The sequence below is a fragment of the Bacillus cereus group sp. RP29 genome (assembly GCF_040459765.1).
GTDB lineage: Bacteria > Bacillota > Bacilli > Bacillales > Bacillaceae_G > Bacillus_A > Bacillus_A paranthracis.
Window position 1 is genome coordinate 522167 of the sequence record NZ_JARVHN010000001.1, and the last position, 13998, is coordinate 536164.

The following is a 13998-nucleotide window of genomic DNA, read 5'->3' on the forward strand; positions in this document are numbered from 1 at the left end:
GTGGAGAATGTAGTAAAGCATGCGTTACCGAAAGAAGTAGAGCAGTTGATGGAGCAGTACATAGTAGGACTGAAAGAAATTTTTTTAGATGAAAAAATAGTCGGGGTGTATATTTACGGATCCATCGCACTCGGTGCATTTCATGCAGAAATGAGCGATGTTGATTTTGTCACGGTAATAAGTGATCCCGTGAATGAAGCTGAAAAACAGCAACTTGTAGAGCTTCATAAGAAACTTAGTGGTAGTACGTTAGGGAAAAGAATGGATGGTATGTATATTCCGCTTGCTGATTTAGGAAAATACAATGATGAAATGAATGAGTACGTGTATTGTGCAGATGGTAAGGCGAATATAGGGCATTGGGATATTAATGCAGTCACATGGTGGACATTGAAAAATCAAGGTATTACAGTGAGCGGGAAAGAAGCAGAAGACCTTTCGTTCCAAATAAGGTGGGATGATGTAGTAAATACGATGAAATACAACGTAGAACAGTACTGGAGCGGGAAGGCGAAGCAGCCATATGTATTCTTTATAGAAGAATGGGTAGAATCAGCGGTCGTTACGATGGGGCGTATTTTATATACACTAGACCATAAAACAATCGTTTCAAAAGATAGAGGATTGCAATACTTATTAGAACATTCAGCGGAAGAGTGGGAGCTTTTATTAAAAGAAGTAGCGAGAATACGGCAAAATCCAAAAGAAAAGCGAATGCTCTCAAGGTGGAGAAGGGCAGATATGACGAAGAGGTACTTACTGCATTTGATTGAAACATGTAGAGAGAAATGGTAGGGAAGAAAATGGACAATACAGTTGAGTGTATTGTCTTTTTTTACGTTTAATTTGGTATATAATGGTTTGAAAGGTTTAATTATACTGGAGGGGATATAGTGGACACGGAATTAGTTACATATGAAGAAAAGAATGTACAAATGAGTATGCTAGAAGTAATCGGTATGATCGTAATTATTTTTGGGGTAATGTACGGAATTGGTTATTTGAACTTTTTATATGAATTCTCATTATATCCGTGGTATGTAAATCATCTCATTTCACCCTTCACGTTTTGTATGATTATTGTAATGTATGCACCGGCAAGAAATTACTGTGTGCATTTACTAAAATCAATACAATTCAATAACTCAAAACATTATGTAACAATAATAATGACAATGATCGTACTGCTTATATATCTTGCGGTATTAAATTTAGTTTTACCACATGTGCTTCGTGTGGGGGAATCTAATATAGTAATAGAGCCTACTAAAAATGAAATCATTTTATATGTAGTTGTACTCACGATTTTTGCGCCGATTTGGGAAGAGCTTGTATTCCGAGGTATGTTTTTTATGAAATTATCTCAGCGCTTCTCTACACTTAGTAGTGCCGTTATAAGTGCTTTCATATTTACTTTAGGGCATCCCCTTACAGTAGGGAGTATTTTATATATTTTTGGTATAGGCATAAGTTTAGCCTACACCTATAAGAAAACAAACAATTTACTCGTTCCAATTGGAATTCATGTATTAAACAATTCATTTTATTTATTAGTAAATTTTCAACTATAAAAAGACGCCCTTTTGAAAAGGGCGTCTTTTCTATTTTGTAGTAGGTAGAAAGGGCTTTACACGCATTGTGTAGAGGCAAGGTAATACAAAATATAAATAGTTTCATGTGAAACATTTTTATTATCAAATATACAAAATGATTAACTTAGTGTATTAAACCTATCATTCATAAGTATTCTAATATATTAAAAAGAAAAATGAAATAATAAACGAGAAATTGTCGGAATATATTCGATTTCCGTTCATTTTTATGAAATATATGTACTTCTTGTTAGATTCTTTCTTTTTCTTTCTATAAAATACACGTATGTAGAAAGAAGAAAAGGATGATGTACGTGAAGGACACTGTTTTACAAGAAACAATTTCTCCGCAAGAGTTACATAAAGTTGTTCAAAAGAATACAGCTTATTATGACTTTAAATGGGGCAAAGTAGAAAATCCAGCGCAAGGGAATACGTGGAATTGGGTAGCCTTTTTCTTCCCAACTTTTTGGTTAGCTTATCGTAAAATGTATAAGTTGTTTATTATACTTACGTTATTGGCGGTACCTAGTATCATTGTAACTCCTTTTATAGATATTCCAGATGGGATTTATTTAACATGTAGTTTAGTTCTTCAGTTAGGAACGATGATATTTACTGGATGGCAAGGAAACCGTTTATATTATAAGCATGCTGTTCGTGTATTACATAAGGGAGAAGATATGCCAGATCATGAGAAGGCGTATTACTTACAATCAAAGGGTGGCGCTAGTTTTGCTGGTATGGTTGGTTTCCAGGTTATAGTTGGAATCATGTTTGGTGGAGCTATGTTCGGACTCTCACTTTTACCAACTGAGCCGAATATTAAAAATGTCGTTCGTTCAAGTAGTGAAGGTGTGACTTTAGAGATTATGACGGATAATCCAACTTGGAAGTTTGTGAAGAAAGAACAAGATTATGATGTAGTAGAATTTACTGGTTATGATTATACAGAGAAGAAAAACGTGAAAATTAAATTTGCTGTTTATTTTAGTGAAGACTATTTTGAATGGCAAGAAGTATATGAGAATAATAAGAAGTTAAGTGAAGATGAGCTAGAAGAGTATCAATTTTATATTGAAGAAAATGGTTGGGGGTTCTAGTCAGAACTCGTTCATTTTGAAAAGGAGGATCTTGTGAAGGTTCTTCTTTTTTACTTGGAAACACCATACGAATTGAAATTTTGTAAAATACAATAAAAAATGAGAATTTGAGGTAGGCTTGTCAATAACGTGAGACTATGGCACTATATAGAAATGCTATATAAATTTTATTTATCGAGATGTAAACATCAATTTTGATTTTTACGTATAAATAATGAACGGAGGAAATGAATTTATGGCTACTTTACCAAATTGTCCAAAATGTAATTCAGAATATACGTATGAGGATGGCGTTCTTTTCGTATGTCCTGAGTGTGCTCATGAGTGGGGCCAAGAAGCAGAAGCTGAAAATAATGATGGTGCAAAAGTTGTAAAAGATGCGAACGGAAACGTTCTTCAAGACGGCGATGCTGTTACTGTCATTAAAGATTTAAAAGTAAAAGGAACTTCTTCAGTTGTGAAGATCGGTACGAAAGTAAAGAGTATCCGTCTAGTTGATGGCGATCACGATATTGATTGCAAAATCGACGGTTTCGGAGCTATGAAGTTAAAATCACAATTCGTGAAAAAGGCGTAAGTAAATAAAAAGAGGAGGCGTATAGGCCTCCTCTTTTTATTATGTCATTTTTTGTCGGTAAGTCGATATTCCTTGTCGAATCGTCGATATATTTCAAAAATCGTTGATATATTTTGAGTTATGATAGATATATTCGAAAAATCGTCGATATAATTTCAATCACCGAGAAAGGTGCATCATTTACCGAGCAAAAAGCTAGATTACCGTCCACCATAGTCAATATCCTTCAACTGACACCTCTTATTAAAGAATGTTTTATAGCCAAGCTGTAAAAAGATAATAACCGCAAAAGCGGTACTTCCTGAAATACCGAGTATAATTGCGATTTGATATTGAATGGCTGTAAATGGTGATACACCAGATAAGATTTGTCCTGTCATCATGCCTGGTAAGCTTATAATTCCCATTCCGACCATAGAATTGATCGTTGGTAAAATGGCAGAGTCAAAAGCGTCGCGTATGAGCGGGGCAGCGGCTTCTTTCGGCGTTGCGCCGAGCATAAGTGCTCCTTCAATTTGACCTCTTTGCGATTTCATATTGTTTAAGAACGTATTTGCACCGAGAGAAACACCTGTCATTGCATTCCCAACTAACATTCCGGTAATCGGAACGATATATTGCGGGGCGTACCACGGATCATGTCCGATAATAACAAAGATAAATAGTAGAAGTGGCCCAATTGATCCGGCTACCATGGAAAGGGCGGCTACTCGTTTTAATTCTTTAGACATTGGGATATTCACTCGTTTATAAATATTAAAAATTGCAAAGGTAGTAATAGAAGTAATAAGAGCAATTGTATAAAATGGATTACTGTTTTCAAATACGTATGTAAGGACATAGGCAACAAGTACGAGCTGAATCGTCATACGGAATGTTGCGAGCGCGATTTGTTTTTCGCGAGGTATTCCTTTTAACTTCACAAGCCCAATTAAAATAAGAATGAAAATATATGCAGCGGCAAGTTGCCAAATTTGGAGTTCAATCACGCCCTTCAACTGAGAGCACTTCCTTTCTAGTTGCACCGTTTGCTTTACTAATCTCAATAATATCGTCTGCAATTTCTTCTGGAAGCTGTTGTGAGTGTGTGATGAAGATGACTGTTTTTTTCTTTTCTTTTGCTAGCATAGTGAATTGCTTCATAACGCGTCGTTCTGTATCGCTATCTAACGCCGAAGTTGGTTCATCTAATAAATAGACAGGTGGATCCATAAGTACGATACGTGCAAAAGCAAGTCGTTGTTTTTCGCCACCTGATAATGAATCAGCGTTGTCTTCTAAATTTTTTTCCAAGCTAACAGTCGTTAATGCACTTCGCAAGGCAGCATCATTTGGAAATGGCTTTTCAGAAAGACGAAGTCCCATTAATAGATTGTCTTTAATGGTTCCATCGAAAATAGGTGGCGTTTGCCCAAGCATGACTACGTCACGTCGTAATTGAATAGGGGGATAATCAGAAATTAGCTTTCCGTTATATTCAATTGTTCCAGATGTTGGAGATTGTAGATCATTTAACATACGGAGCAATGTGCTTTTTCCGCTCCCACTCTCGCCGATAATACATGTGATTTTTTCTTTTTGAATCTGTAAATAAGGAATGTGCAGTATATCTTTATATGTAACGTCTTTTAATATAAACATAGATGGCTCCTTTCTGATTCTAGTTCTATCGTATCAAAAAAGAGAAGGTAACGGTTATAAAGAGCAACGTTTTTTCTTCGTCTTGATTTCTATTAATAAGTTAAGTAAACGATCTAATTCTTGGCTGAAAGAAATTACTTTATGATGAGTGAATCCGTACTTTTCAACGAGATAGATCAATTCTTTCTTCTTCGCTTCTATGCGATCATTTAGTTTCGTTACGTTCATAAGTGAAATGAAATGCCTCCTGTAAAAGTATTTACAACACAAAAAATAAGACCGAATGAATTCGGCCTTAAAGGAAATAAAACAACTTATCAATAGCATACACTGTTTATTGGTAGTTTTTAATATAAAAATGAAAAATAAATCATGATTCATATTGAGAAAGATGTGTCTGATAATTATATTTTAACGAATAAGAGAGGCTGCCTAATTAGGAGACAGCCTGTAAAGTATTAACCGTTATGATATTTGTACATCCAGAGGATACCGGATTTTAGTAACCTTGGTACACGTCCCATTAATGGTTGGTTTGCTAGCAAACCAAAGCCATGCTTCTTACCAAGAGAGCCGAGAACACCTTTTAATTTAATGACAGGTAGTTCGTCAGGAAGTGGTTCATTATGCCAACGTTTTAATAATATTTGGACAATTTGTTCCCCTTGACCTTCAGCAAGTTGTGCAGATGGTGCGTGTGGAAGTGCTGCACAATCTCCTACAACATATACGTGCTCGTTATTTGGAATATTGTGATATTTTGTTAAAACAACCCGTCCGCTACCATCTTGTTCAACTGGAAGGTTTCGAACAACTTCATTTGCTTGAATACCAGCTGTCCAGACGATTGCATCACATTCAAGTGGTTCATCGTGGTTGTACACAATATTTGGCTCTACTTTTGTAATGTTAGAGTTTCGTATAATAGTAACTTTATGTTTTACGAACCATTCTTCTACATATCTACTTAATTTCTCTGGATATGGGAATAAAATTCTATCTTTTCGATCAAATAAGTAAATTTTTAAATCAGAACGGCTTTCGCGAAGTTCACTTGCAACTTCAACGCCACTTAATCCAGCACCAACGACAGCTACCGTTGCATTTGGTTCTAGACTATTTAATTGTTCATATGTCTTACGTGTTTGTTCAATCGATTGTAGGCTATGTGTATATTCCTTCGCCCCAGGAACGTTATGATATTTATCCTCACAGCCAAGTCCAATAATTAAATCATCATATTGGATTGCTTCGCCGCCATCGAGATGAACAGCTTTTTCTTCGAGATCAATATTTGTTACTGTGCCGTATTGAATATTGAGGCGTGAGTGTTCAGGAAACGGTATACGAATATGCGTTTCTGAAATAGTACCCGCAACTAATGCATAATATTCAGTTTTGAAGCAATGATATGGTACTTTGTCGATTAATGTCACTTGTACATCATCCGGAAGTTGGTTGCTTGGAAGTAGCCGTTGCAGAATTCTCATTCCACCGTAGCCGCCACCTAATATTACGAGGTGTTTCATGATGGATTACCCCTTTTCTGTTGAAATATCCCCTAATCATAAAATTTTATATTAATAAAATATTTTGACTTTACTCAATCAAATTATATCGAATTTGTGAACAAATAACAATGCATGAATGAATACTCTGTTGTACAATAAGAAGAAAAGTAGAGTAAACGATCTGCATTATTTAGTTACCATTTCATCGTAAATAGCATGTTATATAGAAGGAATCATCTATTTTGAAGTGAAATAATGAAGTAACTAAATAGTTTAGAAGGTGTAATGAAAACAACAAGAAACAGCTTAGTTTTTTTCTTATAGATGAAGTCAGAAAGTAATTTGTTTTGTAGTACAGGGGGGGGAGAATTTTGATTAAACCATTAATTGAATTTTGTGTAGGTAACCTTGCGAGTGGTTCACAAGCCGCTTTAGAGAAATTAGAAAAAGATCCGAATTTAGATGTAATGGAGTATGGTTGTTTAGGATATTGTGGTATTTGTTTTGAAGGACCGTTTGCTCTTGTAAATGGTGAAGTGGTACAAGGGGCTACAGTAGAAGAACTTGTTAATAATGTATATGAGTATTTGGATGAAAATCCAATGTTTTAAGGTGTTGCAATCGGCAGCACCTTTTTCTTTTTCTATTAGATAAAATTTTATTTCGCAGGGGAGGATAATATTGTATATAAATAAAAAAGGCCCTTTTTAGAAGGGCTTTTTTCTTACACAATTTGCGCAAGAATGGCTCATCGCCAAATGTTGTCAAATATGAGAAACGGGGGACATTCATATTGTGTTCTAAAAGCGTGCATTTTATACTTGAAATAACAAATTATTTTTGGAGTGAATACAAATGAGCCAATTTTCTTTTACAAAAATGCATGGTCTTGGCAATAGTTATATATATGTAAATATGTTTGAAGAACAAATTCCTGAAGAAGATTTAGCTCTTGTGGCGGAAAAGGTTTCAAATATTAATACTGGTATTGGAGCAGATGGAATGATTTTAATTTGTCCGTCTGACGTAGCGCCGGTGAAAATGCGCATGTTTAATAATGATGGATCAGAAGGAAAGAGCTGTGGTAACGGTCTACGCTGCGTAGCGAAATATGCGTATGAGCATAAACTAGTAGAAGATACAGTTTTCACAATTGAAACGTTAGCTGGCATTGTAACGGCTGAAGTAACGGTAGAAGAAGGGAAAGTTACGTTAGCGAAAATTGATATGGGAGCACCGCGTTTAACGCGTGCAGAAATACCGATGCTTGGCGAAGGTGAAACACCATTTATTCGTGAAAACTTCTTATACAATAACCATCGTTATGCATTTACAGCTGTTTCAATGGGAAATCCGCATGCAGTTATTTTTGTGGATGATGTAGAACAAGCACCTCTTACAACACTTGGACCAGTTCTTGAGACACATGAAATGTTCCCAGAACGAGTAAATGTTGAATTCATTGAGATTTTGAATGAGGAAGAGATGAACTTCCGCGTTTGGGAACGTGGATCTGGTGTAACACAAGCTTGCGGAACAGGGGCGTGCGCTGCAGTTGTAGCCTCTATTTTAAATGGAAAAATGGAACGTGGTAAGGAAATTACAGTTCATTTAGCTGGTGGCGATTTAATGATTGCATGGACAGAAGAAGGCAACGTTTTAATGAAAGGACCAGCAGAAGTAATTTGCCACGGAGTGTATGAGTACAAGATAGAAGCGTAAAGATGTATAATAGAACGAGAACAGAAAGGATGGTGTATTTCATGATTGAAGTAACAGAACAAGCAGCTTTTCAAATTAAAGATATGTTAAAAGATGCTGAAGATGGAGAGAAGTACGTGCGCCTTGCTGTACACGGCGGCGGATGTAGTGGTCTTTCTTACGGCTTAGGATTTGAAGTAGAACCAAAAGAAGACGACACAGTTCTTGAGTTTTTCGGTGTCGAATTTGTTATCGATAAAGAAAGTGCTCCGATTGTTAAAGGAGTAAAAATTGATTATAAACAATCTATGCTTGGCGGCGGATTCACAATTGATAATCCAAACGCAATCGCATCATGCGGATGTGGATCATCTTTCCGTACAGCGACGAATGCTGGTAAGCCAGAAGAGTGCTAAGTTTTTAGGTGAAATAGAAAAAGACCTTTTTAGCGATGAAATAAAATCGCTAAGGAGGTCTTTTCTTTTGGTGTAAAAGTCCAATTGATAAGAGCTTATTAAAGTTTTACTGTATCTTTGCATAGATACAAGTATCAGTTAGTTGTTTGCCGGCAGCTGAAACATCTTCATTACGTAATACCCCTTCAAGCTCAAAACCTAATTTTTCAGGGATCGCACGACTTTTCGTGTTATTAGATTCACATCGTATTTCAATCCTTCTAAATTTAAATAACTGAAATCCAAGGTTTGTTAACGCACGTACTGTTTCTGTTATGTATCCACTGCCACTAAATTGCGTGTTAACCCAGTATCCAATTTCACATTTAGAAACATTCCAATCAATTCGGTGAAGGCTAGCTGTTCCAATAAAATTATTCGTCTCCTTATGGTAGATAAGGTAGCGAAAGCTTTCTCTGTTCAAAAAATTTATATGGGCATTTCTCAGAAGAATTTCCGTTTCTTCAACAGTAGGAATGGACTGGAATAAAGACAACCATTGCTTTAATTCACGAATGGAATCTTTAATAGCTTCGTGTACTACATTCCCTTCACCAGCTTGCAGTGGTGCTCGAAGAATGAGTCTATCTGTTTCTATTTGTAACGGAACATCTAATAAAATAGGATTCATATTATTTCTCCTCTCAAAACCTTTAATTGGGATATAATTAAATTTATGGAAAAAATCACCTGAGAGCTAGAAAACAATAAATATATATTCACTTCATCATTTAGAAATCCCTTTTCACATATTGAAAACGAAATTGCTAGTTGATACAAAAAATAGCTGCTGAAGTAGCTTTAAGTTGGTCAAATCTTGCATGATTATTTATTTGAGCTTCTTTTAAAGTTCTCTTTTTTCCAGTTATAATTGAAGGGTAGAAAGAGGGGATATATGCTGGAAAATATTTTTGAATTTATATTGAAGTACGTTATAGGTCCTATTTTTAGATGTATAAGATACCTTGTGATAGATATTATAATAGAATGCATAATAGAAGGTGTAATAAACGGTATAAGGAAATTACGTGATAAGTGGCGAAAGTGGCGTGAAAGACGTTATTGGCGGTAATAGGTACATAAAAAATTGGCAGTAAAGAGATAGAGGATAAAAAGCCTTAAGGGAGATGATTCATTCATTTCCCTTAAGGCTTTTTATAATGAAGTAGTAGCAACTCATCTATATTTAGAATCTGTACTCATGCCAATTGGTGACGGCATGACGGTTTCTAAAGTGAAGCAATAATTATTATCTTACAAAAGTGTAATGTTCATGTCATGTTTTTGAATTTCTTCTTTAAGCTTTGGGCTTTAAGATAACAATATAAGAAAAAACATATGAGGTGAAGGAAATGAAAAGATATATTGCACTGTTTAGTATTTTAGTTGTATTCGCAAGCCTTTTAGTTGGTTGTGATATTAACCGTATGGGGAAAGATCAGTACTATGTTCAAATCACAGCTGATGGAATTGAAAAAAATGAGAAGTCTGATAGCGGAGAGCCATACAAATATTTTGAGTATAAATTAAAAGGATTCGATAAAGACGGAAAAGAAAAAGAAATAGAATTCACAGCTCATAAAAATCTCCGTAAAGATGCATTCCTACGTGTATATCACTCAGATAAAAAAGGTGTAACAGCTTGGGAAGAAGTGAAAAAAGATGAACTTCCAGCGAAAGTGAAAGAAAAATTAGGTACAAAATAAGAAAGAAAAAAGGAATTGACGAACAGGGTCAATTCCTTTTTATATTTTCAAAATCATCTTCTGAAATGACTGTAAATCCATGTCTTTTGAATAAAGCAGTTGTTACTCCATAACCAGTTTGTTTATTCCCGTTAAATTCTCCTGTATAAATTGTGGAACTACCACAAGAAGGACTGCGTTCTTTTAAAATAATATATTCTGGGCGCAAATCTTTCATTTGTTCTAATGCTTTATAAGCACCATTTACAAAAGCTTCCGTGACATCTTCACCGTCTTTTGTCATCACTTTCGCTTTTCCATCCAAAACGTCATCGCCATTCCCGCCAATAATTTCAGCTGAGGGACGAGGCGTTGGCAATCCTCCTAATACTTCGGGGCAAATGAGGAGTGTCTCTTCTTGTTGCAGCAAATCCCCTATTTTTGAAACGAGATTGTCATTTCCATCATACCGACAAGCGATACCACCTAAACAAGCGCTAATTACGATCATATTTTCATCTCCACTAAAAAAATATTAAATAGCACGCCAAATCCCCTTCCTGCCTCTTACTTATAAATGAGGTGATAAAAATGGGAAGCTTATATAACTTAATGAAACCATATAGTGAATTTCGAAGTAAAGAAGAGTTTAATACATATCAAAAACAAGTTTTGAAATGCTACCGATTTCAATTGAATAAAACAGATGCTACCATTATTCATTTTTTAGGAAAGTATGCAGTGAATGAGAAACAGAAAACAGTGGGGGTTGCTTGTCCATTAATGGAGACGATTGCGACAAATGTTGAAAAAAGTATTCGTACAGTACGCCGCTCCATTGCAAAGTTAGAGGAATTAGGAATTATAAAGCGTGTTGCAACGAAAGAAAGACATAAACGCGGCGGGTATAGTGCGAACTTATATGTATTTCTTATATCTGCAATTGACCGCATGGATGACCGTATGAAATTGTCCGCATGTGAAAGTGAGAATGATGCAGCTGGCTGTAGTGGAATGGGGCAAAAATATGAGGGGGAAACAATTCTTTCTAAAAACATTCCACAAATAAAAGAGAATAGAAAAGGAACGTACGAGCTTGATGAGACGTATTGCCGTCATGATATACCGAAGCCTTTTATATATGCACTTCTGCCGATGACGAGTAATCCGAAGAAGATTAATATATTTTGGAGTAAGGTGGAGCTTGCTTATAAAAAGAGCGGATTATTAGAGCAAGGTGTTTTACTGGAGCAAATATTAGCTGATGAAGAAGTGTATGGAAATTTCATTTGGCGCGTAAAAAGTGTTGTGAGAGCGTATAAATACGGAGAAATCCGTAAAAATGTTAAGGCTCTTTTATATAGTACAGTGCGAGATTTATTTTTAGAGGTTGGATTAGAATGGGGAGCAGCTGTGAGAAGAAGTAAAGGGATACCGTTATTTGATCCGTTTAAAAAGGAGCCATGCGTAAATGCATGACTCCAAGTAGTTAATCAAACTTTCTTACAACTGGAACACGAATCGCTACAAATAGTACGAAGACGATAACGGCGATTGCACCACTTTTCATAACGGTTACGATTGGAATTCCTATTGCAAGCGCGATTGATGTGAATGCATAAGAGAGCGGGATAAAGCCCATTGATGATAGCATAAGTAAACTCATTACGCGTCCCATCATTTCTTCTTTTACTGTCGATTGAATCATCGCCATAAGCGGAACGATAGCCATTGCGATTGTAATACCGTAAAACATACCAGCTAATAATGCTTGCCAAAGTACGGTGCTAAAGTTGATGGATAAGAAGAAAACACCAGACAGTAGCATCATGATAATGCAAAATAGACCGCGTCTACGATTAATATTTTTTAAACCGACAATGACTGCGCCTATTGCCATTCCGCCTCCTACAGATGCTTCTAAGTAACTGAATTGAAGCGAGTCACCGTGTAGAACATTTTTAATGAAAAGCGGGAAACCGACTTGCATCGGACCGATTAAAAATAAGTTTAGAAAGGCGCTACAAATAAGGAAAGTTGAAAGGAATGGAGATTCCTTTACATATAAAATTCCTTCTTTAATAGAAGTGAACATGCTTTTGTCTGTATTTTGCTGCTCTGGCATCGTAAATTGTATTTTTTGAACGAGTATGGCTGCGACAATGAGTAATAAAATTGTAATCGAGAAAATCGTTTCATAGTTCGTAAATTTAATAAGAATGCCGCCAAGTACAGGGCCTAAGATGACCGATGCTTGGTTCGTCATTTGTGTAAGTGAGTTTGCTTGTGTTAAACGGCTTTTTTCGACAAGTTCAGGCAAGATAGATCCATCAGCCGACCAGAAAAAAGCATCAGCAAGTCCAAAGAATAAAGCGAATAAAGCAAATGTATATAGTGTTACATCACCTACGATAAACCATGTAAGGATAGTTGCGACGAGAATAGCACGAACAATATTAGAATAAAACATAATGTTTTTTTTCGGGAATTTATCAGCTACAGCGCCGCCGATAATCATAAAAATAAGCCTTGGAACACTAAGAGCTACGAAAACCACACCGAGTGATGCCTCAAGGTTTAATGTTTTTGCTATGTACCACGTTTGTGAAAAAGTAAAAAAGGCTAAAGCGAAACTTGAAAAAAGAGTAGCTGCCCAAAGAAAAAGGAAATTCGTATTTTTTAATAACGGTTTTCCGCTTCCTTCTAAAGCAGATTTATTTTGTTGTAGTTCCTCCATATTGCTTCCTTTCTATGCGACAAATTTAAACTAAAAAACTTGTTAACAATCACTTTATCCCGCGTTAACGGGCAGTAAAACTCCTACCTCAAAATTTGGCTCGAGCAAAGAAGTTAGGTGGGAGACTAACTGCCCGTAAACGTCCGATTGGTGAGGGCTAATACTCAGTGGTGGGGGATGAATACCCCCCACCACTGAGTATAGTTTCACTTTATACAGTTTCTAATATTTCTATACTGCACTTTCTCATTGTAGACAATTATGTTGGATTTGCACAGTGGCTATTTAACGACAAAAAAGAAGATACCATTTGGTATCTTCTTTTTTGTCGTTTAGGCTAATGCAATATAAATATCTAATTGTACGTTAGTTGGATCTAACGCTCTTTCATCATAAAGCTCAAAGTCTGTTGTAAAAGCACGTTTGTTTTCCTTTGACCATTTCCAAATATATTCCCAAGCCTCGCAAACGACTTCAGCAACCGGTCCCTTTCTCGTTGTAAATACCGCATACGTAGCGGCAGGTATTGTTAAAGTTGTCATATTTTCAGGAACGTCTTCTAATGAAGAAACGGGCATACCGATTGTGAATTGATATGTACCCGTTTCGTCTGATTCGTAGTTTGAATAGAAAGCGAATGTTTCTTTCGTTTGTTGATTTGGAATGTGCTGCATCATTTGTTCTTGAAAGTATTGGTTCCAAAGCCCGGGAATTTTCCCTTCAGTAGATGCCTCTTTTTCGTTGGTCGTCGTAATCGAAATGCCGATTGCTTGGAAAGCTTCTTTTTTTACGATGATAGGTTCTTTCATTTTAAAATATCCCCCTTATTATATAGAACATTCGTTCTTGTTTAATATAACATATTTTTACATATAACGGTTACTATTTTTAAAAAATTTCAATGATACATAACAAACTGGAATAAGTAAAAAATGGTAAATTTATCATTGTATGTATAAATAGATTATGGAGTATGTTAAGATTTTTATGTATCCT

General features: G+C 35.8%; 17 protein-coding genes and 1 pseudogene. 10 read left to right on the plus strand and 8 right to left on the minus strand.

The window, feature by feature from the left end; genetic code table 11:
- The 4 genes from QCI47_RS02620 (at nucleotide 1) to phnA (ending at nucleotide 3272) form a co-directional block, all read left to right on the plus strand.
- Nucleotides 1-795, plus strand: a complete 795-nt coding sequence (locus QCI47_RS02620) for a nucleotidyltransferase domain-containing protein (protein WP_353811686.1) — start codon at nucleotides 1-3, stop codon at nucleotides 793-795.
- A 98-nt stretch (nucleotides 796-893) separates the two neighbouring features.
- Nucleotides 894-1571 carry a CPBP family intramembrane glutamic endopeptidase gene (locus QCI47_RS02625; RefSeq protein WP_086707136.1) on the plus strand — a complete coding sequence of 226 codons (678 nt, stop codon included), beginning with the start codon at nucleotides 894-896 and terminating at the stop codon, nucleotides 1569-1571.
- Nucleotides 1572-1900: 329 nt separating this feature from the next.
- Nucleotides 1901-2695 (plus strand): DUF2628 domain-containing protein, encoded by a 795-nt coding sequence (locus tag QCI47_RS02630; protein ID WP_353811687.1) that lies wholly within the window; start codon nucleotides 1901-1903, stop codon nucleotides 2693-2695.
- 235 nt (nucleotides 2696-2930) lie between these two features.
- A complete protein-coding gene (gene phnA / locus QCI47_RS02635) occupies nucleotides 2931-3272 on the plus strand; it encodes an alkylphosphonate utilization operon protein PhnA (protein ID WP_000212737.1) in 342 nt (113 codons plus the stop codon).
- Nucleotides 3273-3472: 200 nt separating this feature from the next.
- Here phnA and QCI47_RS02640 read toward each other — a convergent pair whose 3' ends face one another.
- The 4 genes from QCI47_RS02640 to QCI47_RS02655 all read right to left on the minus strand — a co-directional run bounded on the left by QCI47_RS02640 (nucleotide 3473) and on the right by QCI47_RS02655 (nucleotide 6442).
- Complete coding sequence (locus QCI47_RS02640; protein ID WP_000679250.1) at nucleotides 3473-4270, minus strand: ABC transporter permease; 798 nt, start codon at nucleotides 4268-4270, stop codon at nucleotides 3473-3475.
- Nucleotides 4254-4913, minus strand: a complete 660-nt coding sequence (locus tag QCI47_RS02645; protein WP_000470273.1) for an ABC transporter ATP-binding protein — start codon at nucleotides 4911-4913, stop codon at nucleotides 4254-4256. Before QCI47_RS02645 ends, QCI47_RS02640 begins: the two co-directional genes overlap by 17 nt.
- A 54-nt stretch (nucleotides 4914-4967) precedes the next feature.
- On the minus strand, nucleotides 4968-5141 hold the full coding sequence (locus tag QCI47_RS02650) for an aspartyl-phosphate phosphatase Spo0E family protein (protein ID WP_001103328.1): 174 nt from the start codon (nucleotides 5139-5141) through the stop codon (nucleotides 4968-4970).
- Nucleotides 5142-5371: 230 nt separating this feature from the next.
- Nucleotides 5372-6442 carry an NAD(P)/FAD-dependent oxidoreductase gene (locus tag QCI47_RS02655; protein WP_309422192.1) on the minus strand — a complete coding sequence of 357 codons (1071 nt, stop codon included), beginning with the start codon at nucleotides 6440-6442 and terminating at the stop codon, nucleotides 5372-5374.
- A gap of 353 nt (nucleotides 6443-6795) precedes the next feature.
- On the opposite strand from QCI47_RS02655, the gene QCI47_RS02660 reads away from it, so the two are divergent.
- The 3 genes from QCI47_RS02660 (at nucleotide 6796) to QCI47_RS02670 (ending at nucleotide 8541) form a co-directional block, all read left to right on the plus strand.
- Entirely contained in the window at nucleotides 6796-7035 is a 240-nt protein-coding gene (locus QCI47_RS02660; protein WP_000595026.1) for a YuzB family protein, read from the plus strand.
- A gap of 244 nt (nucleotides 7036-7279) precedes the next feature.
- A complete protein-coding gene (gene dapF, locus QCI47_RS02665; protein WP_000077385.1) occupies nucleotides 7280-8146 on the plus strand; it encodes a diaminopimelate epimerase in 867 nt (288 codons plus the stop codon).
- 41 nt (nucleotides 8147-8187) lie between these two features.
- Nucleotides 8188-8541: a HesB/IscA family protein gene (locus QCI47_RS02670; protein ID WP_000573822.1), complete on the plus strand. Its 354-nt coding sequence runs from the start codon at nucleotides 8188-8190 to the stop codon at nucleotides 8539-8541.
- Nucleotides 8542-8647: 106 nt separating this feature from the next.
- Here the strand turns inward: QCI47_RS02670 and QCI47_RS02675 are convergent, their stop codons facing one another.
- The gene (locus QCI47_RS02675) at nucleotides 8648-9211 is read right to left on the minus strand and encodes a GNAT family N-acetyltransferase (protein WP_309422193.1); all 564 of its coding nucleotides are present in this window, start codon (nucleotides 9209-9211) and stop codon (nucleotides 8648-8650) included.
- A 525-nt stretch (nucleotides 9212-9736) separates the two neighbouring features.
- Here QCI47_RS02675 and QCI47_RS02680 point away from each other — a divergent pair.
- Together QCI47_RS02680 and QCI47_RS02685 are read left to right on the plus strand one after the other, a co-directional pair.
- Nucleotides 9737-9826: pseudogene (locus QCI47_RS02680) on the plus strand (methyltransferase); the annotation flags it as partial.
- Between the two features lie 106 nt (nucleotides 9827-9932).
- Entirely contained in the window at nucleotides 9933-10286 is a 354-nt protein-coding gene (locus QCI47_RS02685; protein ID WP_000833136.1) for a YxeA family protein, read from the plus strand.
- Nucleotides 10287-10314: 28 nt separating this feature from the next.
- On the opposite strand, the gene QCI47_RS02690 is transcribed toward QCI47_RS02685, so the two are convergent.
- Entirely contained in the window at nucleotides 10315-10776 is a 462-nt protein-coding gene (locus tag QCI47_RS02690; RefSeq protein WP_000635515.1) for a 2-thiouracil desulfurase family protein, read from the minus strand.
- Nucleotides 10777-10856: 80 nt separating this feature from the next.
- Here QCI47_RS02690 and QCI47_RS02695 point away from each other — a divergent pair, with 80 nt between their 5' ends.
- Nucleotides 10857-11744, plus strand: coding sequence for a helix-turn-helix domain-containing protein (locus QCI47_RS02695; protein ID WP_000535248.1), 888 nt, complete (start codon nucleotides 10857-10859; stop codon nucleotides 11742-11744).
- Nucleotides 11745-11754: 10 nt separating this feature from the next.
- Here QCI47_RS02695 and QCI47_RS02700 read toward each other — a convergent pair whose 3' ends face one another.
- Together QCI47_RS02700 and QCI47_RS02705 are read right to left on the minus strand one after the other, a co-directional pair.
- On the minus strand, nucleotides 11755-13002 hold the full coding sequence (locus QCI47_RS02700; RefSeq protein ID WP_000391922.1) for an MFS transporter: 1248 nt from the start codon (nucleotides 13000-13002) through the stop codon (nucleotides 11755-11757).
- A 332-nt stretch (nucleotides 13003-13334) separates the two neighbouring features.
- Nucleotides 13335-13811, minus strand: coding sequence for a GyrI-like domain-containing protein (locus QCI47_RS02705; RefSeq protein ID WP_309422195.1), 477 nt, complete (start codon nucleotides 13809-13811; stop codon nucleotides 13335-13337).
- Nucleotides 13812-13998 lie beyond the last annotated feature (187 nt).